Annotated in this window: 24 protein-coding genes; 14 read left to right on the top strand and 10 right to left on the bottom strand. The window is 52.5% G+C overall.

Features of this window, described 5'->3' with window-relative positions; all coding sequences use genetic code 11:
* Window positions 1-9: 9 nt before the first annotated feature.
* The 3 genes from P398_RS0100310 (at window position 10) to P398_RS0100300 (ending at window position 2,412) form a co-directional block, all read left to right on the top strand.
* The gene (locus P398_RS0100310) at window positions 10-1,362 is read left to right on the top strand and encodes a GH1 family beta-glucosidase (RefSeq protein WP_024372001.1); all 1,353 of its coding nucleotides are present in this window, start codon (window positions 10-12) and stop codon (window positions 1,360-1,362) included.
* Between the two features lie 100 nt (window positions 1,363-1,462).
* Entirely contained in the window at window positions 1,463-1,957 is a 495-nt protein-coding gene (locus P398_RS0100305) for a hypothetical protein (RefSeq protein WP_029333691.1), read from the top strand.
* Window positions 1,958-1,959: 2 nt separating this feature from the next.
* Entirely contained in the window at window positions 1,960-2,412 is a 453-nt protein-coding gene (locus P398_RS0100300) for a WapI family immunity protein (RefSeq protein WP_029333690.1), read from the top strand.
* 30 nt (window positions 2,413-2,442) lie between these two features.
* Here the strand turns inward: P398_RS0100300 and P398_RS16860 are convergent, their stop codons facing one another.
* The 6 genes from P398_RS16860 to P398_RS0100270 all read right to left on the bottom strand — a co-directional run bounded on the left by P398_RS16860 (window position 2,443) and on the right by P398_RS0100270 (window position 6,987).
* A complete protein-coding gene (locus tag P398_RS16860) occupies window positions 2,443-2,601 on the bottom strand; it encodes a hypothetical protein (RefSeq protein WP_161635711.1) in 159 nt (52 codons plus the stop codon).
* Window positions 2,602-2,707: 106 nt separating this feature from the next.
* The gene (locus P398_RS0100290) at window positions 2,708-4,036 is read right to left on the bottom strand and encodes a PTS sugar transporter subunit IIC (RefSeq protein ID WP_024371997.1); all 1,329 of its coding nucleotides are present in this window, start codon (window positions 4,034-4,036) and stop codon (window positions 2,708-2,710) included.
* A gap of 11 nt (window positions 4,037-4,047) precedes the next feature.
* Complete coding sequence (locus P398_RS0100285) at window positions 4,048-5,454, bottom strand: GH1 family beta-glucosidase (protein ID WP_029333689.1); 1,407 nt, start codon at window positions 5,452-5,454, stop codon at window positions 4,048-4,050.
* 19 nt (window positions 5,455-5,473) lie between these two features.
* On the bottom strand, window positions 5,474-5,782 hold the full coding sequence (locus tag P398_RS0100280; RefSeq protein ID WP_024371995.1) for a PTS sugar transporter subunit IIB: 309 nt from the start codon (window positions 5,780-5,782) through the stop codon (window positions 5,474-5,476).
* Entirely contained in the window at window positions 5,779-6,126 is a 348-nt protein-coding gene (locus P398_RS0100275; RefSeq protein WP_021065301.1) for a PTS lactose/cellobiose transporter subunit IIA, read from the bottom strand. The genes P398_RS0100280 and P398_RS0100275 overlap by 4 nt, the downstream gene beginning before the upstream one ends.
* A gap of 150 nt (window positions 6,127-6,276) precedes the next feature.
* Window positions 6,277-6,987 carry a GntR family transcriptional regulator gene (locus P398_RS0100270; protein ID WP_024371994.1) on the bottom strand — a complete coding sequence of 237 codons (711 nt, stop codon included), beginning with the start codon at window positions 6,985-6,987 and terminating at the stop codon, window positions 6,277-6,279.
* 212 nt (window positions 6,988-7,199) lie between these two features.
* Between P398_RS0100270 and P398_RS0100265 the strand changes: the two genes are divergently transcribed.
* The 3 genes from P398_RS0100265 to P398_RS0100255 are packed head-to-tail and all read left to right on the top strand — an operon-like array spanning window position 7,200 to window position 8,601.
* Window positions 7,200-7,631, top strand: coding sequence for a hypothetical protein (locus tag P398_RS0100265; protein WP_029333688.1), 432 nt, complete (start codon window positions 7,200-7,202; stop codon window positions 7,629-7,631).
* Window positions 7,632-8,138, top strand: coding sequence for a hypothetical protein (locus tag P398_RS0100260; RefSeq protein ID WP_029333687.1), 507 nt, complete (start codon window positions 7,632-7,634; stop codon window positions 8,136-8,138). It begins immediately after the preceding gene.
* Window positions 8,131-8,601: a hypothetical protein gene (locus P398_RS0100255; RefSeq protein ID WP_024371991.1), complete on the top strand. Its 471-nt coding sequence runs from the start codon at window positions 8,131-8,133 to the stop codon at window positions 8,599-8,601. The genes P398_RS0100260 and P398_RS0100255 overlap by 8 nt, the downstream gene beginning before the upstream one ends.
* A gap of 13 nt (window positions 8,602-8,614) precedes the next feature.
* Here P398_RS0100255 and P398_RS0100250 read toward each other — a convergent pair whose 3' ends face one another.
* A complete protein-coding gene (locus tag P398_RS0100250; protein ID WP_029333686.1) occupies window positions 8,615-8,950 on the bottom strand; it encodes a hypothetical protein in 336 nt (111 codons plus the stop codon).
* 412 nt (window positions 8,951-9,362) lie between these two features.
* Between P398_RS0100250 and glmS the strand changes: the two genes are divergently transcribed.
* From glmS to P398_RS0100210, 7 genes are all read left to right on the top strand, one after another.
* A complete protein-coding gene (glmS, locus tag P398_RS0100240) occupies window positions 9,363-11,159 on the top strand; it encodes a glutamine--fructose-6-phosphate transaminase (isomerizing) (protein WP_029333685.1) in 1,797 nt (598 codons plus the stop codon).
* 144 nt (window positions 11,160-11,303) lie between these two features.
* Window positions 11,304-11,573, top strand: coding sequence for a PTS sugar transporter subunit IIB (locus P398_RS0100235; protein ID WP_029333684.1), 270 nt, complete (start codon window positions 11,304-11,306; stop codon window positions 11,571-11,573).
* Entirely contained in the window at window positions 11,563-13,593 is a 2,031-nt protein-coding gene (locus P398_RS0100230) for a BglG family transcription antiterminator (protein ID WP_029333683.1), read from the top strand. The genes P398_RS0100235 and P398_RS0100230 overlap by 11 nt, the downstream gene beginning before the upstream one ends.
* A 164-nt stretch (window positions 13,594-13,757) precedes the next feature.
* The gene (locus tag P398_RS0100225) at window positions 13,758-15,179 is read left to right on the top strand and encodes a PTS mannitol transporter subunit IICB (RefSeq protein ID WP_029333682.1); all 1,422 of its coding nucleotides are present in this window, start codon (window positions 13,758-13,760) and stop codon (window positions 15,177-15,179) included.
* A gap of 42 nt (window positions 15,180-15,221) precedes the next feature.
* Entirely contained in the window at window positions 15,222-15,653 is a 432-nt protein-coding gene (locus P398_RS17005; RefSeq protein WP_029333681.1) for a PTS sugar transporter subunit IIA, read from the top strand.
* A complete protein-coding gene (locus tag P398_RS0100215) occupies window positions 15,653-16,798 on the top strand; it encodes a mannitol-1-phosphate 5-dehydrogenase (RefSeq protein ID WP_029333680.1) in 1,146 nt (381 codons plus the stop codon). Before P398_RS17005 ends, P398_RS0100215 begins: the two co-directional genes overlap by 1 nt.
* Before the next feature lie 157 nt (window positions 16,799-16,955).
* The gene (locus tag P398_RS0100210; RefSeq protein ID WP_029333679.1) at window positions 16,956-17,891 is read left to right on the top strand and encodes an IS30 family transposase; all 936 of its coding nucleotides are present in this window, start codon (window positions 16,956-16,958) and stop codon (window positions 17,889-17,891) included.
* A 42-nt stretch (window positions 17,892-17,933) separates the two neighbouring features.
* Here the strand turns inward: P398_RS0100210 and P398_RS0100205 are convergent, their stop codons facing one another.
* Window positions 17,934-20,264 (bottom strand): bifunctional diguanylate cyclase/phosphodiesterase, encoded by a 2,331-nt coding sequence (locus P398_RS0100205; protein WP_029333678.1) that lies wholly within the window; start codon window positions 20,262-20,264, stop codon window positions 17,934-17,936.
* 280 nt (window positions 20,265-20,544) lie between these two features.
* On the opposite strand from P398_RS0100205, the gene P398_RS0100200 reads away from it, so the two are divergent.
* The gene (locus tag P398_RS0100200) at window positions 20,545-21,009 is read left to right on the top strand and encodes a GNAT family N-acetyltransferase (RefSeq protein WP_235263285.1); all 465 of its coding nucleotides are present in this window, start codon (window positions 20,545-20,547) and stop codon (window positions 21,007-21,009) included.
* 24 nt (window positions 21,010-21,033) lie between these two features.
* On the opposite strand, the gene P398_RS0100195 is transcribed toward P398_RS0100200, so the two are convergent.
* Complete coding sequence (locus P398_RS0100195; RefSeq protein ID WP_235263284.1) at window positions 21,034-22,344, bottom strand: N-acetylmuramoyl-L-alanine amidase; 1,311 nt, start codon at window positions 22,342-22,344, stop codon at window positions 21,034-21,036.
* Window positions 22,345-22,525: 181 nt separating this feature from the next.
* Window positions 22,526-22,777 (bottom strand): hypothetical protein, encoded by a 252-nt coding sequence (locus tag P398_RS0100190; protein ID WP_029333676.1) that lies wholly within the window; start codon window positions 22,775-22,777, stop codon window positions 22,526-22,528.
* Window positions 22,778-22,827 lie beyond the last annotated feature (50 nt).

Raw genomic sequence — 22,827 nt, 5'->3', positions numbered from 1 at the left:
GAAAACACTATGCAATTTAACAAAGACTTCGTCTTCGGAACTGCGACATCTTCGTATCAAATCGAAGGTGCGCACAACGAAGACGGTCGGACGCCGTCGATTTGGGACATGTTCTGTGACATCGACGGACGTGTGTTCGAGAAGCATAACGGTGACGTCGCTTGCGATCACTACCATCGTTTCGAAGAAGACATCCAGCACATCAAAAAGCTCGGTGTCGACACGTACCGCTTCTCGATCGCTTGGCCGCGCATCTTCCCGGCAAAGGGTGAGTTCAACCCGGCTGGGATGGCGTTCTACAAGACGCTCGCGACACGTCTCCGTGAAGAAGGCATCAAACCGGCCGTCACGCTCTATCATTGGGACCTCCCGATGTGGGCACATGAAGAAGGCGGTTGGGTGAACCGCGACTCGGTCGATTGGTTCCTCGACTATGCGAAAGTGTGCTTCGATGAGCTCGACGACGTCGTCGATTCATGGATCACGCACAACGAGCCATGGTGTGCCGGCTTCCTCGGTTACCATCTCGGCGTCCACGCGCCGGGTCATCGTGACTTGAACGAAGCGGTCCGCGCCGTGCACCACATGCTTCTCTCGCACGGGAAAGCGGTCGAACTGTTGAAACAGGAGTTGAAGTCGACGACGCCGATCGGTATCACGCTCAACTTGTCGCCGGTCTATGCGAAGACGGACTCGGTGAACGACCGCCTCGCACAAAACAACTCGGACGGGTACTCGAATCGCTGGTTCCTCGACCCGGTGTTCAAAGGCCAGTATCCGGTCGACATGATGAACTTGTTCGCGAAGTACGTGCACACGTACGACTTCATCAAACCGGGTGACATGGAGACGATCTCGACAGAGTGCGACTTCTTCGGTATCAACTTCTATAGCCGCGGACTCGTCGAGTTCAGCGCGGCGAATGACTTCATGACAGTGGCTGCGTACTCCGATTACGAGAAGACGGGCATGGGCTGGGATATCGCCCCGAACGAATTCAAAGACCTGATCCGTCGCTTACGTAACGAGTACACAGACTTACCAATCATCATCACAGAGAACGGCGCAGCGTATGACGACGTGCTCGAGAACGGCGAAGTCCATGACGATAAACGCATCGACTACGTCAAAAAGCACCTCACAGCCGTATCTGACTTGAACGACGAAGGCATGAACATCTCAGGGTACTATCTCTGGTCGCTCATGGACAACTTCGAATGGAGCTTCGGTTACGAGAAGCGCTTCGGCATTCTCTACATCGACTTCGAGACGCAAGACCGTGTGTGGAAAGACAGCGCGAAATGGTACGCCGGTGTCATCGCCGACCATAAAGCGAAACACGCAGACAGCGTCGAGGCGTAACAACTTAAACAGCCAATTCCTGCCGCTACAGGGATTGGCTGTTTTTGTGTGGAACCAACTCAGGCAGGGAACGTAAGAAGTAGGGAGAGGAGGACGGATGATGACGTTAGACCATAGAACGAATCAAGAACGCGAACAGGACAAGACGACGTCGCTCTTAATGATGTCTTTGTTGTGCTGGTTCTTATACGGGCTATTTTACGGCATTTTTTATGCCAACGTCTCCGCGTTCCTGTTCGTGTTGTTCTCCTCTTTTCTAGGAGTGAAGGGATTACGGAGACGTCATCAGCGGATTGAACGGGAAGTTCGTCGTCTCGATGTGGAAATCGATTCAGAAGAAGGAGAGATGTTAATGAAACGTGAGTATGCGACATACGAAGTGACAGGCTATGACGATAAAGGAAAGATCAAGTTCATCCATTTGAAAGAAGGCGAGTTCGTCTTGCCGGTCGAGATCAAAGGGGACGACTTGACGAAAATCAGGAAGATGATGCAACTTAACCCAGGGGTGACGGTCATCGTCCATGCGGCCGTCGACCAAAAACGGATGCGTCTGTTAGAGATTGATGGCTATTCGCTTCGGAAGGACGGTTGACGATGGCGCTCGCAAAATTAGCAGCACGTGACGGAACGACTGACATTTCGATTGAGAGCTATGCGTACGCGTATAAAGACGCCGACAACATCCATGACGCGGCGTGGCATCGGAATTGGGTCGGCTTCCACGCACCGGAGCACCGCATCACATTCGATGGCATCATGCTCGACAGTCTGCTCGTCGCGCACTACATACCGGTCTTCGAGTCGTTCGTGGCCGGTAACACGCGAGAAGTCGAGTTCGAGCCGACAGAGCCATACGTCTGTTTGACGTTGACGCGACGAGACGGGGGCGGGGATGAAGTGAACGTACGGGGTCATCTCGAACACCCGCTCGGTGATGAGACCGAAGCGCTCGACTTTGAATTCGAGACGTCGGTCTTACGAGTGGAACAGTTCTTACAGGGGTTACGGGAAATCGCAAGTGAGTTCCCCGTTCGAGAGGTTGACTGAAAAAACGCCATGACGGCTTTCGTCATGGCGTTATGTGTTTACCTTGGCGATATGTGCCCGATACTTGCCCAACGAGTAGGCGGCACATAGCAGGAAAATCGTATGTAACCCGATGCCGATTAACATCGCATTCGGAAACATGGATTTGAAACCAAGCCCGAACGTGAGGGCCGCGCTCGATAAAATCATAAAGGCGGGTGTGTAGTTTTTCATATTGTCCCAACTCTCTTACTCATTTTCCTAAATATAACAGCCCTTCTCTGCGATGAGAAGGGCTGTCGTTATTTGCTTAGGTTTATGCTGACGCTTTATCTGCGTCTTCTTGTGCTTTTACTTCTTCACCGTACGACACGCGGTCCTGCATGCGAACGAACGGGAGGTAGACAGCGACGGCCATAGCGATCGTTGCGATCTGCAAGAGCGCTGCACGCCATCCGCCGATCAAGAAGCCAGAGATGATCGGTGGTGTCGTCCATGGCACTTGAAGTGCGTTGAACGGTTCGACCCAGCCCCAAAGGATTGAGAAGTACACCATGAACGATGCGATCGCTGGTACGATCACGAACGGGATGAACATGATCGGGTTGAACACGATTGGCATCCCGAAGATGACCGGCTCGTTAATGTTGAAGATACTTGGTGCGAGCGAGAGTTTACCGAGCTGCTTCAAGTGAGCTGAACGGGCAACCATGAGCGTCGCGATGATGAAACCGATTGTGATACCTGATCCGCCGAGCTTCGTGAAGACGTCGAGGAACTGGATTGTAACGATTTTTGCGTTCTCACCGACGACGAGTGCTTCACCCGAGTCGATGATCGCTTGGTTTTGAAGCGCGTTCGCTGTAAGGAGTGGACCCATGATACCCATGATGATCGCCGCTCCGTGAATTCCACACCACCACATGACAGACATGAGCACCATGATGATGACCGCTCCTGCGAGCGTGTCCGTCAAGTTTTGAAGCGGTGATTGAAGGACGTCATAGACGACTTCTGTGAACGTACGATCTGCAACCGCTTGGAAAACTGCGAACGTCGCGACCGCGAGTGAGACGATGGCGAGACCTGGGATCAACGCCGAGAATGAGTTCGAGACACCTGGTGGTACACCGTCAGGCATTTTGATGCGGATACCGCGTTTGATGAACTGTGAGTAGATGAATCCGACAACGAGACCGACGACGATGGCAGCGAGGACACCTTGTCCACCTGTCCATACTTTCGGGATAACCCCGCCGATTGTTTCTCCGCCTTCAGAGAGGACAGATGCTTGCGTGATGATCAAGAACGAGATAATCCCAAGGATACCGGCTGGCACACCTTCGATTTTTTCGTTTTTGACGTACGAGTAAGCGATTCCAAAAACACCGATTAAAGCAAGAATGTCAAACGTGGCGCCGACGACTTGCGTGAGCGGGAGTGTCCAGTCTGCTCCGAACAGACCTGACATGAACTCGGCCCAACCTGGAATCGGGAGCGCGAGGATGAGCAAGAACAATGACCCGATGATCGTCATCGGCATCGTCAGGATGAACCCGTCCTTAATAGCAAGGACGGGCTTTGCGTTCGCGAAACGAACGAACCCTGGCGTGAATTTTTCAAATACGGTTTCTAAGCGGCTCATGGGGAACCTCCTTATAGGTTTTCAGCGCGTGTCGCGATAATGTCTTTGTACCAGTAGAACGATTTCTTCTTCTTCCGTTCGAGGCCGTTGGCGTGGTCGACGTAGATGAAGCCATATTGTTTCTTGTAACCGTTGAGCCAGCTGAGAAGATCAATTGCCGACCAAGCGTAGTAGCCTGCGACGTTGATGCCTTGTTCAACCGCGTGCTTGACGGCACGGATGTGGCCTTCGATATATTCGATGCGTGGGTCGTCGAGGATTTCGCCGTCAACGATTGGGTCGACGTCACCGAGACCGTTCTCTGTGATGTAAATTTTCACGTCACCGTAACGATCCTTGAGCATATGCATGCCGTCGAGGAACGCTTCAGGTGAGATTTCCCAAGCCCATTTCGTGTAGACTTTGTCGTCCATCATGACCGTCTTGTAGACGCCGTCGAATGACGGGTTACCTGGGCGGCCAGTCGAGTTCTCGCGGCCACCGGCCATGACGAGCGCCGAGTCGTTTTTCATGACGCGTTGCGGGCTGTAGTAGTTGAGGCCGATGAAGTCGTTCATTGAAGCCGTACGCTTCAAGAGGTCGAGTTCTTCGTCTGTCATCTCTGGGAGAAGACCTTGCTCGTCGAGTCCTTTGACGACGTATTCCGGATACGTTCCTTTAAGAACCGGATCGTAGAACCAGTGTGTCGAGTAGGCGTTCGCGTGCATTTCAGCGAATTTGTTCTCTTCGGCGTCATCGATGCTGAAGGCCGGGTTGAACACGTGCGTGATCCCGATTTCGCCTTCGTAGCCATCTTGCTTGAACAATTCGACTGAACGAGCGTGTGCGACGTTGACGTGGTGCGTCGTTTGGAAATAACCTTTGACGTCTCCTTCGATGCCCGGTGGGTGTGCCCCAGTCAAGTAGCCGAGCGAGCAGAAGATAACCGCTTCATTGAACGTGATCCAGTGACGGACACGGTCGCCGAACGATTGGAAACAAGTATCGGCGAAACGGACGAATGCGTCAACTGTCTCTTTGTTCTTCCAGCCGCCTTTTTCTTCGAGCGCTTGTGGGAGGTCCCAGTGGTAGAGTGTGACGAACGGGACGATGTTGTGCTTCAAGCACTCGTCAATCAAGTTGTTGTAAAACTCGAGCCCTTTTTCGTTCACTTCGCCCGTGCCGTTCGGGAAGACACGCGGCCATGAGATCGAGAAGCGATATGATTCAAGTCCCATCTCTGCCATGAGCGCGATATCTTCTTTATAACGGTGGTAATGGTCGACAGCGACGTCGCCGTTCGTATCTTCAAACGTTTTTCCAGGAATTTTCGAGAAGACGTCCCAGTTCGAGAGTCCTTTCCCGTCCTCGTTCCATGCGCCTTCGACTTGGTAAGAAGCCGATGCTGCGCCGAACAAGAAATCTTTAGGCATTTTCAAAGTGGTCACCTCAGTTGAATTATTTGTTTGCAAGTTTCATTGCGTGGTCGAATACTTTTGCTCCGTTCATCATGCCGTAGTCGATCGTGTTGATGACGTCGATTGGCACGCCTTTTGGCTCACAGATTTGTTTGCCTTTCGAGAGCAAGTATTTCACTTGTGGTCCGAGAAGGGCGACGTCGAGGTTGTCGACATACGTTTCCATCTCTGATTCTGGGTAAGCTGCGATTTCAGCCTCGATCCCGCGTTCAGCTGCGACCGCTTTCATTTTTTCCACTAACATACTTGTTGACATACCTGCTGCGCAGAAGAGTCCGATTTTCATCATTTTTGATCCATTCCTTTCAATTGGTTGATTTCGTTTTGCATGTTCATCATATAGCCGAGCATCTCTTTGACGAGGATCGTGTTCATTAAGTGGTCTTGCGCGTGCACCATGAGGACGCCGACCGTAGCCGTTTTCCCTTGTGCTTCGAGCGTGACGAATTTCGTTTGGATGGCGTGTGCTTCTTTCAATGTCGCATCACCGGCTTTCACCGCTTCAGCAGCTTCTTCTGCTTTGCCTTCTTGCATGAGGAGCATCGCGTGATGGTAGCTCGCTTTGGCGTCACCCGAGAGGGCGATTAAACCGAAGATATCTTCGGGTGTAATCTCGATTGTTTCAGAAACCATAATATCTCTCCTTTTTGTACGGATAACCTGAATTCATAGGTACAAATTCTGCAAGTTGATAGTAGCACGATACCGCTTACATGTAAACCCTTACTTTTTGTACAAGATGTGAACAAAAAAACGCACGCGAGAACAGGCTCTCGAGTGCGTTTAGGATTTGATGTTCGAGACTTTCAGCATCTTCACATGGCGGAAATGATGTGTCGAGCGCGATACGTCGAAGATTTGACCGTTCGTTAAATAGACGGTGTTGTCGACGAGGAGGGCCGGGTCATTCTCGTTCAGTCCGAGTAAATCGGCATCTTCTTTATTTAAAAAGTCGGCGTAGATGACACGATCGGCAAAGCCGATGGCGAGCTTTTGATCGTTGCGGAAGTAGTTGTAAATCGACTTCTCGGTGATGTTGCGGTCGAGGTAGACGACGAGGTCTTTTCGGAAGTAGGAATCTTCGAGCGAGAACGGATGGTCATCGACGAGACGAAGACGTTTCACGTAGTAGACCGGTGTCCCGACGTCACACTTCATCCGTTCAGCGACTTCCTCATTCGCTGTCGTCAGCTCAAAATCGAGGACACGCGTCTCGACTTTCCGTCCACTGAAGTCACTCGTGAGACCTTGCAGTTTCTCAAGGTTCACGTAATCACTCATGTAGTGGTCGCGGACGAAGACACCGCTCCCCTGCACTTGATAGACGTAACCTTTATTGACGAGAATCTCGATCGCCTTCCGGACCGTGTTGCGACTGACGCCATATTTCGTCGCATATTCGTCTTCGGTGAGGAGCTTGCTCGTATGTTGGTAGACGTGATTCATAATATCCGTCTCAATCTGTTCGGCGACTTGTTTATACTTTGGGGCCATGACTGTCTGCACCTTTCACATAAAAATTTGTAGGCATGAATACGCTATCAGTATATCAGATAATAGGTTCAGATGGCGGACAATCCTTCGTCATTTGTTGAAAAACGTCGAACGATTATTGAAGGAATATTTAGTAAATTTGAAACGGGAGCGAATCGATTTTCGTATACTAAGGAAGAAATGGAAGATATGAAAGGGAGAGGGGGGAGCAGATGCAACGCGACGTTAGACAAGTCATCAAGATTCGACGGTACGGGGTCCCGGCACTGATTATCTACCTCGCTGCCTTTCTGTATGCATTGTTCGCCCAATGGATGTGGTTGATTCCTTTAATGTGGCTACTCGCCATCTTTCTCATCTTCATGGGGACGAATGAGTATCGCATCATGCGTCACGTCGCAACGAATCCCTTGGCCATCAAGTGGCTCCGCATCCAATATGCGATGACATGGCTAGAGGCGCTCTTATTGGCGGTATCGATGACGGCGCTGGTCCTCGACCATAGCATCGGATTGTTGATTGGTGTCCTCTTCGCTGTCATGCGATTCACGGACTCGTACCGCGACCGTCTCATTACAAAGCAACTACAGGCAGTAGAGCCGGACATGCCGACCTATGAACAACTGATTGAAAGGATGAGCTAAATGGAATTATCCCCGCATTCAAAACGACAAATCGATACACTATTACGCTTTCAGACGTTCACGGGTTGGACGATCGGCATTCTCACTGCGACGGTCATCATCGGGATGTTGACATTCGCCTCTTACCGAGACCTGTCAACAGGCGCAATCATGGCAACGATTTTCGGTTTTTGCTTCCTATTGATTGGCATCGAAGTCGCCAAGTTTAACTTGTGGCTACGGTTCGTTAAGAACAAAAAGGCGCGCAGGTTGTTGTCGTTACGTTATACGGCGATGTTCATCGGTTTTGCCGCCATCGGCTATTTCGGGTACGTCGTCTTTAATCAGACACCGCAACCGCAATCGTTCCAAGCCTTCTTGTTGTCGCAAGCCTTTTTCTGGGGTGCCTCGTTCATCGGCAAGTGGCTCGACCGCATCATCCAAACACATGACGATCGCTATTTGACCGACAAGGATTTGAAGTTAATTCGGGAAGCGCGTGAGTTAGAGGAGGCGCGTCATGGATAAGCGTAGCCAGATGCGTGAACTCATGGCGTTCGACAGCGCGAAAAAGACGTCCGTCGTTCTCTTGTCTTTTGTCGGTGTCGTGATTCTGTTTTTCCTAGTCGAATATGACTGGCTCTCCACGGTGACGGTCTTCTTCATCGGAGCGGTGGCGGGCCTGCCTGACTTTTATAAGTCATGGCGACGCGAGACGATTAAAAAGAAGTATCTGGTATCTCGCGAGGCAAGACGTCTCATCCACTTCTATTCGTTGAGCGGACTATTGATGTACCCACTCATTTTACTGTGGGTCTACGCTGCGCTCACGAAGCTCATGTCACTCCAAACGTTCTTCCTGATTGGGGTGGTCTCGTTTCTCTTGTCGGTTCCGATTGGCAAGTGGTACGAGCGCTATATGGCTAGTCTCGATGACAATTACGTCTCCGAAGCCGAATTGACTGAAGAACGAAAATGGGGGAGCGCCTGAGCGCTTCCCCATTTTATTTGAACGTCCGAACGATGAAATAAACGCAAATGAAGAACGGCAACAAGAACAGTGCTCCGAGCCACTCACCTTGACCGAAGACGAGCCAGGCGAACAGCTGGAACGATAGAATGCTGACCGCGACGAGGCTTGCGAATCGCAGTGCTCTCGGGCGGCTGGACGGTTCGCGCCACCAGTCTTTGAAGAACGGAAAGCTCGTCACAAGCGCCAAGCCGAGAAAGAAGGCGGCGGGGAACACGAGCAAATCCCCGAGTTCGTCCTCCCCTTGAACTTGCAACCATTTCGAGAGCGTCGATAAGATAATGCCGACGACGAGAAAGCCGATGTTCATAGCCGTTCCTCCGTTTCATCACGAGTTACTTCCATCATGACTGAACCGACGCGTCGGGACAAGCCTGTTGAAAAAATGGCTTTTTAGTGAAAGTGGTGACTTTTGCATGAACGGTAAAAAAGTATCGGAAGATGGTGTGATAAAAATGCTATTCGTGCTTATGGAGAACCGCTAGCATGAAAGGGTATCTGGAGAAACGGCTGGATATGATTGAGAAGCGCCAGAACTCTGCGGAGTTGACGAGGACGAAGGTGATCGAGATTTCGGCGGATGCCTTCTAGTCGCCTGTCACGACTAAGAGTGTTCCAGTAAAGCGTTCGGGTGACCGGACGGACAAAGTGGGGCACATTGACAGCACTCAAAAAAGCCCGTTTCCTTTTTTCGAGAAATCAAATATAGAGGAGAATTGTGTATGTGTGGAATTGTAGGAATGATCGGTCAAGTCGGGACGAAAGAGATTTTGTTGAAAGGGCTTGAGAAACTCGAGTACCGCGGCTATGACTCAGCCGGGATCGCGCTCGTCGGAGAAAACGTGAACGTGTTTAAAGAAGTCGGGCGTATCGCCGCACTTCGTGACATCGTCCCGGTCGAAGCGGAAGGTACGGTCGGGATTGGCCACACACGTTGGGCGACACACGGCGTGCCGAGCGTCCCGAACGCCCACCCGCATCAGAGCACGACGGCACGCTTCACGCTCGTCCACAACGGGGTCATCGAGAACGACGAACAGCTCAAGGCGACGCTCGACGTCCCGTTCAAGTCGGAGACGGACACGGAAGTCATCGTCCAGCTGATGGAGAAGAACTTCGTCGCGCTCGGCGACGTCGAATCGGCGTTCCGCAAGACGCTCGCTGAACTTCACGGCTCGTACGCGATCGCGATGATCGACTCGGAGGACGAAGAGCGCCTCTATATCGGCAAGAACAAGTCGCCGCTCCTCGTCGGACTCGGCGACGGCACGTTCAACGTTGTCGCGTCTGACGCGATGGCGATGCTCCAGGTGACGGACCAGTACCTCGAGCTTCACGATGGCGAGATCGTCATCTTGACGCGCGAGTCGGCGACGATCAAGACGCTCGACGGTGAAGTATTGGAACGCGCGCCGTACACGGCCGAGATCGATGCGTCAGACATCGAGAAGGGCACGTACGCGCACTACATGTTGAAGGAGATGGACGAGCAACCGGCCGTCATCCGCAACATCATCCAGCACTATCAGAACGCCGACGGCGACATCGAGCTCACGGAAGGCGTGCGCTCGCTCGTCTCTGAGGCCGACCGCATCTATATCGTCGCGTGCGGCACGAGCTATAACGCCGGGCTTGTCGGGAAAGACATTTTAGAACGGATTGCCGGCATCCCGACCGAGGTGCATATCTCATCAGAGTTCGGCTACAACATGCCACTTTTAAGTGAACGTCCGCTCTTCGTCTTCTTGTCGCAGTCCGGGGAGACGGCCGACAGCCGAGCCGTCCTCGTCGAAGTGAAGAAGCGTGGCCATAAGGCGCTGACGATGACGAACGTGCCAGGGTCGACGCTCTCGCGTGAGGCGAACGAGACGATGCTCCTCCACGCTGGACCAGAGATCGCGGTCGCGTCGACGAAGGCGTACACGGCCCAAATCGCGGTGCTCGCCATCCTCGCCTATGATATTGCCCGCGCGAACGGAAAAGAGCTACCGTTCGAATTGATGCCAGAACTCGCGCGTGTCGCGACGATCATGGACTCGGTCATGTCACAAAAAGAACTGTTCGAAGATTTGGCAGAACGTTACTTGAAGACGACACCGAACACGTTCTTCATCGGACGCGGGCTCGACGCGTCGGTTTGTCTAGAAGGCGCGCTCAAAGTGAAGGAGATCTCGTATATCCAAGCGGAAGGCTATCCAGGTGGAGAGCTCAAGCACGGATCGATTGCCTTGATCGAGGACGGGACGCCGGTCATCGCACTCATCTCGCAGCCGAAGACGAACTTGAACATTCGCAGCAACGTCAAAGAAGTCGTCGCCCGTGGCGCGAACGCCTGCATCATCTCGATGCAAGGGGTCGAGCATGAGGACGACGAGTTCATCTTGCCGCACGTCGAACCGCTTCTCGCCCCGCTCGTGACGGTGCTCCCGGTTCAACTCATGGCGTATTACGCCGCGCTCGCCCGGGGTTGCGACGTCGACAAGCCGCGCAACTTGGCAAAATCGGTGACGGTTGAATAATCCAATGATCGCGAAAGCACTTCTCTAAACAGAGAGGTGCTTTTTACTGCTTGCCGATTTCTTTGCCAACAAGCAAAATAGTAGGTGAAGTAAGCGGTTCCATCGTATGGTTATATAAAGATAAGCGACGAAAGAAGGTTTGACATGAACGTATACATTGCCTGTCCATGCGGCTTCGTCACTAGCGCGATGGCGGCGAAGCTGTTTGCCCAAGCGTGTTCGGGGCGTCTTGTGTGCGAAGTGGCACACGGTACAGGTCGGGACATCCCTGACGACGTGAAGTTGGTCATCTATCAAGACGGAACGAACCGACCATCGCATCCAACGGCGTACGTTCGCCCGGTCAGAAACATGTTGTCGCTCGAGGAATATCGACAAATCGTCGAGGAATGGGTGAAGCGATATGAAGCATGAGTGGAGCGCTCGCGAGCGCTCGATTTTACTACATTTATTAGGTACGGAGACATCGACACCGCTCGCGGAGATTGCGCAAGCGGTGAATTTGTCTGAACGGACGATTCAACGGGAACGCCAATTGCTCGAAGGTGTGTTAAAAGAGTTCGAACTTGAACTATCGTGGCAGCGAGGGCGAGGACTCAGTCTCGTCGGCGCAGCGAATGCGAAACAGCAACTGCGGGAGGATTTGATTCTTTCGGCCGAGGCGATCCCGACGGCGGAGGACCGTATCTTTGAACTGGCGTGGCGGCTCTTATTTGAGAAAGACATGCTGAAACTGCAGGCCGTCGCGAAGCAGATGCACGTTTCTCCGAGCACGCTCACGCAAGACTTGGAGAAGCTAGATCGCTGGTTCGACGAATACAACCTCGAGGTCGAACGGAAGAAAGGGGTCGGCGCCCAAGTGCTCGGTCTGGAGGCAGAAAAGCGTAAGCTCATGATCAATGCGCTCATGGCGCATTGGGACACGCTCGCGTTTTACCGTTTCGTTCGCGGTGAAGACGACTACATCCCTGCCTTCTTGAAGACGGTCCCATGTGACGTCATGCTCGAGGCGCTTCGGGACGGTTACGACTATTTAAAGAATCATTCATTCGAACGGATGGATGACCGGACGATCATGCGCGTCACGTTCGCCTACGGGGTGCAACAAGCGAGACTCGATGCCGGCTTCTTCTTAGAGATGTACACGAAAGGTCGTTCGGACGATTATTTGAAAGTCGCTCAAGAAATGGAAACGGCACTCGGGGTCCCGTTTTCGATGGCTGAGCGTGTCTGGTTTGCGGAAGAAGCGAATCGGCTCCGCTCCTTAAAAGAACAGATGCAAGAAGACGAGGAAGAACGTTGGGTCATGCAGATTCGCGTGCATAAACTAATCCATCACGTCTCCCTCATCCATGGGTTCGCCTTCACCGACGATACCGCGCTCGAGAAAGGACTGCTCGCCCATATCTTGTCGAGCTTGAACACGCAGGCGCTTCCAGATACGGAGACGGTCCGGCCGCACATCGACCGAGACTATCCGAACTTGCGGGCGGCCATCCAACAGGCAGCCGATATCGTTTTCGGGACGAACACGTTCACAGAAGACGAAACGGTGTTTTGGGCGATGCATTTTGCGGCCGCGCTCGTCAAACCAGTGCGTCGTCGCGAATATCGGGCGCTCGTCGTCTGTTCGGCCGGCCTCGGGTCGTCAAAGATGCTTGTCAATCGCGTGAAGCAAGAGTTCCCGGAGATGCAAAATGTCGTCAACTCGTCGTTGTTTGGCCTTGAACAGCACCGGCTCGATGATTACGATGTCATTCTGTCGACCGTCCCGTTGCCGCCCTTAGCGGTGCCGACGCTCATGGTCAATCCGTTGTTGACGACCGAGGAAGTGCAGCGGGTCCGTCACTTGCTGTTGTCGCTGCCACAATCGTTCCAAACAAAAGATGTGAAGTCACGTTCGAAGATGCTCGATTTTGGTGAGCTCGGTGAACTCGTCGAGACGTTTGAGCGGATGGACCGTCAGTTCGACCTCGTCACGCTCGACAATAGTGACCGGCTCGAGGACATCTTATTCGACCTCGGCACACATTTAGAAGAACGCGGTCTCGTCGAGAGTGGAATCCAATTGTCGGCGCAACTGCTCCGCCGACACGAAGTGGCCGGTCTCGGTATTCCCGGTACGAAGCTGGCGTTGTTCCACGGACGTCACCCGTCGATTGAACGGGCGAGTGTGTTCGCGTTCGATTTGACGACGTCGATTCCGCTTCTCATGATGGATCAATCGACGGAACCCGTCTCCCGTCTGCTCGTGTTGCTGGCACCAGAAGAGGCGCGCGACATCGAGCTCCAGTTTTTGAGTGCGGTCAGTGGCTCGCTCATCGAAAGTGAAGAACAGATGACCTTATATAGTACCGGATCAAAGAAAGAACTGCGCCTATTGCTTCATGATTGCATGAAAAACATGATGCAAGACGCGCTGCACGAGAAATGACCCGTCGTGGTCATTTTTTTGTTTGGCACGAAATGTTGCCAAACTATGAACTGGATTGAATTGAGTAAGCGCTTACCCCGGGTCTACAATACAGGTGTAGAGCACAAACCGGTTAGCTACACTACACAACAACCTTTCACAATTAAGGACTGGAGGTTTTATACATGGCGAATACGCAAGCTGGCTCGGGCGGGGTTCGAGTCAAAGTACAACGGTTCGGGAGTTTCCTGAGCGGGATGGTCATGCCGAACATCGGCGCCTTCATCGCTTGGGGGATCATCACAGCACTCTTCATCCCGACAGGCTGGTGGCCGAATGAGAACTTGGCCGAGCTCGTCGGTCCGACGATCACGTATCTCTTACCACTCTTGATCGGGTTCACAGGTGGTAAATTGCTTCATGACGTTCGAGGCGGTGTCGTCGGGGCGCTCGCCACGATGGGTGTCATCGTCGGGACGGACATTCCGATGTTCCTTGGTGCGATGATCATGGGTCCACTCGGCGGTTACATCATCCGTCAAGTCGACCGTGCCCTTGAAGGAAAAGTAAAAGCCGGATTCGAGATGCTCGTCAACAACTTCTCAGTCGGGATCGTCGGTGGTCTTCTCATGCTTGGTGGTTTCGAGATCTTCGGACCGATCATGAGCGGACTCGACAAAGTTATGGCAGCAGGCGTCGACTGGATCGTCGGGGCGAAGTTGCTTCCAATCGCAAGTTTGTTCATTGAACCAGCAAAAGTCCTCTTCTTGAACAACGCCATCAACCACGGGATTTTGAGCCCGCTCGGTGTCGATCAAGTCGCCGACGCTGGAAAATCGGTTCTTTTCTTACTTGAAGCAAACCCGGGACCAGGTCTTGGTTTACTTCTCGCTTACATGTTCTTCGCTAAAGGCGCAGCCAAACGGACAGCTCCTGGGGCAGCGATCATCCACTTCCTCGGTGGGATCCATGAGATTTACTTCCCATACGTGTTGATGAAACCGATCTTGATCTTGGCGATGATCGCCGGGGGCGCGACAGGTATCTTCACTTTCGTCTTGTTCGATGTCGGTCTCGTCGCACCAGCTTCACCAGGTAGTATCTTCGCGATTCTCGCGATGGCATCACGCGGTTCACACGTCGGGCTGATTGCAGGGATCCTCTTATCAGCAGCGGTGACCTTCGCCGTTGCGAGCGTCATCTTGAAGTCGAGCGCGGCCGAAGAAGTGTCACTCGAAGAAGCGACACAAAACGTCAGCGCGATGAAAGGCAAGCAGTCTTATGCGTCAGCGCTCGTACAAGACCGTCTCGACAAAGTCGACCACATCATCTTTGCTTGTGACGCCGGTATGGGCTCAAGCGCGATGGGGGCTTCGGTCCTACGCAATAAAGTGAATAAGGCGAACTTGCCAATCAAAGTGACGAACACGTCCATCAGCCAATTGCCGAAAGACGCGCAATTCGTCATCACCCATCAAGATTTGACAGACCGTGCCGAAGAACAGGCACCGAACGCAATCCATCGCTCGGTGACGAACTTCTTGAACGCGGACTACTATGACCAATTGATTGAAGAAATTAAAGCAGAACGTAGCAAAATCTCATAACAACGCAGACAGAGACAAGGTTTAGGTATAGGAGGAACTAAAATGCCATTCATTCAGACAGAGATGATTCGACTCAATCAAACGTTCAATACGACTGCCGAAGCGATCAACGCAGCCGGAGAGGTGTTACACGCCGCCGGTTGCGTATCACCGGCCTATATCGAGGCGATGCATGAGCGTCAAGCGCTCTCGAGCGTGTATATCGGGAACCAGGTGGCGATTCCACACGGGACGGAAGAAGCGAAATCGGCCGTTCAAAAGACGGGCATCTCGATTATTCAAGTGCCTGAAGGGGTCGATTTTGGAGGAAAGACGGCGAAACTCGTCATTGGCATCGCTGGGGTGAACGATGAGCATCTTGAACTCCTTTCCCAAATCGCCGTCATCTGTTCGGACGAAGATAACGTCGAGCGGTTAGTTCGTGCCGAGACGAAAGAAGAGATTTTGTCGCTATTCATGGAAGAGGTGGCGTAATGAAAGCTGTACATTTCGGGGCAGGAAACATCGGACGCGGTTTTATCGGGCTCTTGCTCAATCAGAGTGGGTACGAGGTGACGTTCGTTGATATTAACGATACGGTGATTGAAGCGCTCGAGGCGAAACGCTATTACGAGGTCGGATTCGCCGAAGAAGGCGTTGACAACGTCGTCGTCGACCGGGTACGCGGCGTCAACAGCCTGAAAGACCCGGAGCGCGTCATCGCGCTCATCGCCGAGGCCGATCTTGTCACGACGGCGGTTGGACCGACGTTACTTCCAAAAGTCGCTCCGCTCATCAGCATGGGACTACGAGATCGTGCCTCAGACGCGCCAGTTTACGTCATCGCGTGTGAGAACATGATCGGTGGCAGCGCCTCGCTACAACGAGGAGTTGAAGCAGCAGGTGGTGTCGGTTCGGCAGACGTCTCGTTCCCGAACGCGGCCGTCGACCGCATCGTGCCGTTACAGCAACACGTTGATCCGCTCTATGTCGAAGTCGAGACGTTTTATGAATGGGTCATCGAAACGCAAGGATTGGACGTGCGGCCCCCGCTTCACGGTGTGACGTGGGTCGACGAGATTGGTCCATATATCGAGCGGAAGCTGTTCACGGTCAACACGGGTCACGCCATCGCGTCATATATCGGCTCTTTGTTTGAGAAAGGGACGATCGACGAGGCGTTGAAAGATCGTCGCGTCCGCCAAGTCGTGCAAGGTGCTTTGTATGAGACCGGTTGGCTGTTGCTTGAAAAGTACGGCTTCGAAGCGAAAGAACATAGCCAGTACATTCAAAAGATTATCAAGCGCTTTGAAAACCCGAAACTAAAAGATGAGATCTCGCGCGTCGCCCGTTCCCCGATTCGTAAGCTCGGTCCGAGTGACCGGCTCGTCAAACCGGCCCGTGAACTCATCGACAACGGCATCGAGCCGAACGAGCTCGCCTATGGGATCGCCGCTGCCTTGAACTATTACAACCCCGAGGATTCAGAATCTTCTGAACTCTATTTGTCGATCGAAGAGTCAGGAATCTTGTCGACGGTTGAGAAATATCTCGGTCTCCATGAAGAGGACACGCTGACGACACTGATCCTCGAACAATATCACTTGATTCGCGAGCAAGAAAAAGCGCGTGTCTCGTAACTTGATTCTCCTGTGCCCGAGCGGCATGGGAGGATTTTTGCATACGATGAATTATAAAATTAAGTGCAACATCTGAACGTGAACGCAAAAAAAGCCCACAGCGATGGCCTCGTTTAGAATGAAGTTACGACACAAACATTCAGACGGAGGAATCGCTATGAGCTACACCCATCTTACCACAACGGAGCGCGTGAAAATAGAGACCTATCTGGAGCTCGGGATGTCCATCCGGTCCATCGCGAGACGGATCGGGCGACAGCCCTCGACCGTCTCGCGGGAGATCAGACGGAACCCCGGCTACGAGTCAGGACGTGCGCAGAAACGCTACGAGAAGGCGAAAACCCATTGCGGCGTCAAGACGAAGCTCGACGACACGATGCGCCGGACGATCGTCGAGAAGCTGCGTGCGACCTGGTCACCAGAACAGATCGTCGGCCGCCTCTACGCAGGAAAAATTGCCTTCTCCACCATCTACCGCTGGATCTATGCGGGACGGATCGACGTGCCCGTGACCGTGCTCCGCCAGAAGGGGAAACGCCAAAAGCCGACCGAGACGCGCGGTCGCATCAACGTCGGTCTCCCCATCTCGAAACGACCTCCAGAGGTCAGGGGGCGCCGGACATTCGGGCATTGGGAGCTCGACACCGTCGTCTCCGGACGCGGGAAATCGAAGGCGTGCGTCGCGACGTTCATCGAGCGGAAGAGCCGGTTCTATCTCGCCCTGCCAATCGCGGACCGCACCGCGGCCTCGATGGAGGGGGCGATCCATGCGGTGCACGGTGCCTTCCCGGAAGGCACGTTCGAGACGGCGACGACGGACCGGGGCAAGGAGTTCAGCGGTCACGAGCGCATCCAGGCGTCGCTCGGCGTGCCGATGTATTTCGCCGACCCGTACTCATCGTGGCAACGGGGGAGCAACGAGAACGCCAACGGGCTCCTCCGCGAGTTCTTCCCGAAAGGAACGGACTTCGCGCAGGTCGGTGACGGTGAACTCGCGGATGCGCTGGCCAAGATCAACGGGCGACCAAGAAAGTGCCTGGACTGGAAAACCGCACACGAGGCCTTCACCGAGGAAGTGTTGCGCTTAATTTGACAAACCGTCATACAAAAAAGACTGCAGCGAACTGCAGTCTCGTTACGTCCGGGTCTTGCCGAACTCGATATACGTCGTCACGGATTTGACGTGTTTCAAGACATCTTTCTCTCGAAGCGGACGACTGAAGTAATAGCCTTGGACATAGTCGCATCTTTCGTTCAGCAGCCATTCGAGTTGGTCGGACGTCTCCACGCCTTCCATGAGCACTTTCATGCCAAGGTTGTGGCCGAGTTGAATCATCGAGCGGACGATCGCTTCTTGGTTCCGGTCCGTGAATAAGTTGATGATGAATGAGCGATCAATCTTGAGCACTTGGACGGGAAGTTCCCGAAGTTGGCGGAACGATGAATAACCGGTCCCGAAGTCGTCGAGTGAGATCAAAATCCCGAACTGATGGAGTTGCGTGAGCTTCTCTCGTGTCGACGCTTCATAGGAAAGCATCGATGACTCGGTCACTTCGAGTTCTAGGAACATCGGATCCATCCCGGTCTCGTCAAGAATCGATTGCAACGTTTCGACGAAATCCTCACGCGCGAATTGGAGAGGGGAGACGTTGACGGACAAGGTGAACGGCTTCACGCCGGCCTTATGCCAACGGACCCAGGCCCGGCATGACTCTCGCATGACCCATGTCCCGATGGGGTGGATCAAGCCAGTATTCTCAGCGATCGGGATGAAATCATCAGGTCCGACGTGGCCGAGCACAGGGTGATGCCAACGAAGCAATGCCTCGACTCCTTCAAGTCGATTATGCGTGAGTGAGACTTTCGGTTGATAGACGAGCGAGAACTCTTCGCGGTCAAGTGCTTGAGCTAACGCCTTCTCAATCTCGACCGTACGTAAAATCTGTTGTTTCGATTCATCCTCGAACTCTTTGATTTGATTTTTACCGGTCCGTTTCGACTCATGCACAGCGAGGCGGGCATATTGGACAAGTTCATCCGCCGATGTCGTGTCTTTCGGATAATGACTGATTCCGGCGCTCATTGTTAACTCGACGGTCGTGCCGTCGATATCGAACGGTTGAGAAATCGCCTTGATGCATTTTTCAGCCTTCTGTTTGGCGAGCGTGCTTCGCTTATCGAATAGCAAGATGATGAACTCCGACGATCCGACGCGGGTCAAGACATCGTCCGGATGGATCGTATGCTTGAGACGATCCGCGATTTGAAGCGCCAATTGGTCGGAGCCGTTATGGCCGAGCATATCGCTCAAGAAACGCCAACGATCGATATCGATATATAGACAGGCAACCGGGTCTTCGACGCGGATGTGATCGGCGAGGATACGTTCAAGCTTATGCCGGTTCGGCAAATCCGTGAGCGAATCGTGGAACGCCATATGCTCGACGAGCCGTTGTGAGGCGATCGTCTCGGAAACGTCACGCAAGAACCAAAGCACTTGGTCCATCGTTTCCCCTTTAAGCGGGTAAGACGTCACTTCGATCGTCTTCTCATCAATATCGAGCCGATGCGCTTCATAGAACGGTTGCTGAATGGACAACGAAGCGTGATAGTCTTGGAAGAACTGATCTTCGCGTTGGTCGAACAGACGATAGAACGCCGTGTTCGCATATTGAATCACTCCGTCTTTTGAGGTCGTGACGACCGCGTCCGTCGTCGAATCGAGAATCGTCGCTTGAATCAACTCGCGGCGACGCAAGTGCCGGTCGAGTGTGAGCGACAAGAAGAAGATGGCGAACAAGATGATCGTGATGGCCGTCACGAGCCAGGCGAGAAGCGATGGCTCGATCCCGATGACAGCCGGGTTGTTCCCTTCTAAAAATGTGAACGAAGATGCCATCATGCCGACGTAATGCATCCCGAAAATGGCGACGCCCATAAGTAGGGAGAAGAATACTTTCAGCTCGAGGTCGATCTTTTGTTTCGCGTACTTCGAGAAGAAGCCGATCCATAAGGCGACGAGCGAGGCGAAGATGGCAATGCCAAGTGACAAGACGGCCAACCAAGAATTGTACGAGATGGTGACGCCTTGAATCGCATCCATGCCGATGTAATGCATACTGGCGATACTGACTCCCATCAAGACGCCCGCACCGAGCAAGGCAGGACGAGTCGTACGACGTGAGACAATCAAAAAACCGAGAATACAGCCGGCCATCGCGATCACGACCGACAAGAAGACGAGCGGAATCGAATACGTGACTGGTCGAAGCGTCTCGTGGGCGAGCATGGCGATAAAGTGCATCGACCAAATGCCGAGTCCGAGCGTGGCGCCTCCCGCTAAGATCCACATATTTTGCGCGGAACGGTTCGTCGAGTTGACGCGCCGGGCCAGTTCGATGGCGGCATAGGCAGAAACGGCGGCGATGATATAAGAAAGAATCACGAGAAAATAATTATGACTCATTGAGTGTTCGACTACTGGTTCCATGGTTACCTCGCTGAAATGTGATGTTGTTGTAGATTTAATTATACTCGGCAACTAGGAGTCTACCTATCATTATGCTTCATTTATATGAACTATTTTTGTGTGTGAAATAGTTGATGGCGGCCGTGACGTTTCGGCCGAGCGTTACCTGTGGTGATGTGGCGGGTAAAGACTACAAAATGAGAGACAGAAAGAAGGGGTATCTGTGAACTTTCGCCCGATTGGACGAGACGATGTAAAGTCGCTCCAACGTCTTTTCATGGAAAGTTTGAGTGACTTGATTCGCCGCGAACAGTTTGAAGATGCCGATCTGTTGGAAGAAGAAGTCGCGCGTCTCAATACGACCATTCAAGACAGTTTTGACGATGAGTCCGTCCAAGTGTATGTCGTCGAACGAGTTGGCGTCATCGTCGGCACCGCAGCCACTTTGCCGCCGAACGAGATCATTACCGCTCACTTAGATGTCGAGCCAGATGCGGTTGAGGTCGGTTGTGTCTATGTCGCTCCAAGCGCCCAACGACAAGGTGTGGGGACGTTCTTGCTCCAAAGTGTGATGAGGGAACTGACATCGACGGGACAGACGACGTTTTACTTGGATGCGGGATTTCCGACGTCTCAGGCGTATTGGGAGCAATTGCTCGGTGAACCGGCACTGACGATCGAACATTACTGGGGACCTGGGGCCCCGCATAAAATATGGCGGATAACAACAAGACCTGGCTGAACGTTCAGCCAGGTCTTGTGCGGATTAATAGTTGGAGCGCATGAACTGATGGATACCGGAAGCGGTCGCCTCGGCCATCCGTTGCCGATACGTCGTGCTCGTCAAATGAGAGCGGTCATTGGCGTTTGTGATGAAGCCGTATTCGACAATCGTTGAGGGAACACTATTTTTTCCGACGACGTATACGTTCTGATATTTCACACCCCGGTTTCGGATCGTCGGGATGCGGGCGCCGAGTTCACGGTTGATGGCGGTCCCTAAGCTGCGGCTTGCCGAAATATAAGGATTCGTCGTATAGCTTTCGGTCGTCGGTACGAGCACTTCATGTCCGTGGAACGACGTGTTCGTCGACGAGTTGGCATGAATGCTGACGAAGGCACTTCCTTTATACGTCTTCGTGAGTGAAACACGGTTGGCGAGCGTCAAGTACGTGTCGGTCGAGCGCGTCATTTTGACGTTGTAGTTGTACGTCCCCGAAAGTGAACTGGCCAGACGATTGGCGATGTCGAGAGTGAGCACTTTCTCTTGGACGGAGCCATATACCGCGCCAGGATCGTTGCCGCCGTGGCCGGCGTCGATGACAATCGTTCGTCCTGAACCCGTTGACGTGTTCGTTGTTGTCGTCGTCGCTTTCAAGTATTGCGATGAGACGTAGCCGGTCTGTCCACCGTAGGACACTTTATACCATGAGCCATACGTACCGAGATACGTCACCGTGCGTCCGGCGGGAATGGTCAAAAGGATCGTGCCTGTCGAAGAAGCGCTTTTCCGTAAGTTCAAATTGACAGTCGTAGAGTAGGTTTTCGTAGCGGTCGTCGTCGTTGTGGCTTTCAAATATTGAGACGAGACGTAGCCGGTCTGACCGCCGTACGATACTTTATACCACGAGCCGTACGTGCCGAGATAAGTGACATTGCGCCCTGATGGAATCGTCATGAGAATCGTACCGGTCGCTGACGCGCTCTTGCGCAAGTTCAAGTTGACCGTCGTCGTGTATGTTTTCGTGGAACTCGTCGTCATAGTAGAAGATACTTTCACATATTGAGACGAAACATATCCAGTCTTTCCGCTGTAGGAGATTTTATACCACGATCCGTGTGTGCCAAGGTATGTGACGGCCTTACCGGACGGGATCGTCATGAGAATCGTCCCGGACGTCGAAGCACTCTTACGTAAATTCAAATTCGCTGTTGTCGTGTATGTAGAAGCTGCCTCGACTCGGTTCGTGTCGATACCGGTCGAAGAAAGGGTGAACGGAACGACTGCCGTCCCGGTTAGGACGAGAGATGAGCTAATGATTAGTTTAATAGGCCAAGATGGTTTCTTTGTATTCAATCGGGGTCCGCTCCTTTGTTCTGCATCATTAATGAAATAACGAAGAAATGTAATCGTCATCATGTCTTCGTTATTATATAAGGAAACAAGAAAAAAATGGAGGTTAATATGTAATTTATTTATCTTTTTTTGAAAAACGGATAGAGCGGACAAAAAAAAGAGACGCTTGGGCGTCTCTTTTTTAAACTAGGCGTGGAAGTTCATCAACATACTTCTTAATAGGCTCTTCAATTTTTGTAAGACGAGGCATTTCATCAACAAATCTTAGTGTTGGAGCTTCGATTTTAGTGAGACGAGGCATTTCATCGACAAATTTTTGTGCAGGAATTTCTAACTTTGTCAAACGAGGCATTTCGTCTACTAAAGGTCTGAAAGAACTTCCTAATAATAAAACTGCTGCAGCGATAAAGACAATACCAGTAATTTTTTTCATGAATTCTTCCTCCAATTAAATAGGTTTATGTGGATAAACTACGCTCCCTA

The organism is Exiguobacterium aurantiacum DSM 6208 (assembly GCF_000702585.1).
In the GTDB taxonomy this organism is placed as follows: domain Bacteria; phylum Bacillota; class Bacilli; order Exiguobacteriales; family Exiguobacteriaceae; genus Exiguobacterium; species Exiguobacterium aurantiacum.
This window is presented reverse-complemented; position numbering and strand designations above follow the sequence as displayed.

Coding starts and splice junctions, on each gene's coding strand:
- P398_RS0100310 (WP_024372001.1), top strand. CDS start 10: ATGCAATTTAACAAAGACTTCGTCTTCGGAACTGCGACATCTTCGTAT.
- P398_RS0100305 (WP_029333691.1), top strand. CDS start 1,463: ATGACGTTAGACCATAGAACGAATCAAGAACGCGAACAGGACAAGACG.
- P398_RS0100300 (WP_029333690.1), top strand. CDS start 1,960: ATGGCGCTCGCAAAATTAGCAGCACGTGACGGAACGACTGACATTTCG.
- P398_RS16860 (WP_161635711.1), bottom strand. CDS start 2,601: ATGATTTTATCGAGCGCGGCCCTCACGTTCGGGCTTGGTTTCAAATCC.
- P398_RS0100290 (WP_024371997.1), bottom strand. CDS start 4,036: ATGAGCCGCTTAGAAACCGTATTTGAAAAATTCACGCCAGGGTTCGTT.
- P398_RS0100280 (WP_024371995.1), bottom strand. CDS start 5,782: ATGATGAAAATCGGACTCTTCTGCGCAGCAGGTATGTCAACAAGTATG.
- P398_RS0100275 (WP_021065301.1), bottom strand. CDS start 6,126: ATGGTTTCTGAAACAATCGAGATTACACCCGAAGATATCTTCGGTTTA.
- P398_RS0100270 (WP_024371994.1), bottom strand. CDS start 6,987: ATGGCCCCAAAGTATAAACAAGTCGCCGAACAGATTGAGACGGATATT.
- P398_RS0100265 (WP_029333688.1), top strand. CDS start 7,200: ATGCAACGCGACGTTAGACAAGTCATCAAGATTCGACGGTACGGGGTC.
- P398_RS0100260 (WP_029333687.1), top strand. CDS start 7,632: ATGGAATTATCCCCGCATTCAAAACGACAAATCGATACACTATTACGC.
- P398_RS0100255 (WP_024371991.1), top strand. CDS start 8,131: ATGGATAAGCGTAGCCAGATGCGTGAACTCATGGCGTTCGACAGCGCG.
- P398_RS0100250 (WP_029333686.1), bottom strand. CDS start 8,950: ATGAACATCGGCTTTCTCGTCGTCGGCATTATCTTATCGACGCTCTCG.
- glmS (WP_029333685.1), top strand. CDS start 9,363: ATGTGTGGAATTGTAGGAATGATCGGTCAAGTCGGGACGAAAGAGATT.
- P398_RS0100235 (WP_029333684.1), top strand. CDS start 11,304: ATGAACGTATACATTGCCTGTCCATGCGGCTTCGTCACTAGCGCGATG.
- P398_RS0100230 (WP_029333683.1), top strand. CDS start 11,563: ATGAAGCATGAGTGGAGCGCTCGCGAGCGCTCGATTTTACTACATTTA.
- P398_RS0100225 (WP_029333682.1), top strand. CDS start 13,758: ATGGCGAATACGCAAGCTGGCTCGGGCGGGGTTCGAGTCAAAGTACAA.
- P398_RS17005 (WP_029333681.1), top strand. CDS start 15,222: ATGCCATTCATTCAGACAGAGATGATTCGACTCAATCAAACGTTCAAT.
- P398_RS0100215 (WP_029333680.1), top strand. CDS start 15,653: ATGAAAGCTGTACATTTCGGGGCAGGAAACATCGGACGCGGTTTTATC.
- P398_RS0100210 (WP_029333679.1), top strand. CDS start 16,956: ATGAGCTACACCCATCTTACCACAACGGAGCGCGTGAAAATAGAGACC.
- P398_RS0100205 (WP_029333678.1), bottom strand. CDS start 20,264: ATGAGTCATAATTATTTTCTCGTGATTCTTTCTTATATCATCGCCGCC.
- P398_RS0100200 (WP_235263285.1), top strand. CDS start 20,545: ATGGAAAGTTTGAGTGACTTGATTCGCCGCGAACAGTTTGAAGATGCC.
- P398_RS0100190 (WP_029333676.1), bottom strand. CDS start 22,777: ATGAAAAAAATTACTGGTATTGTCTTTATCGCTGCAGCAGTTTTATTA.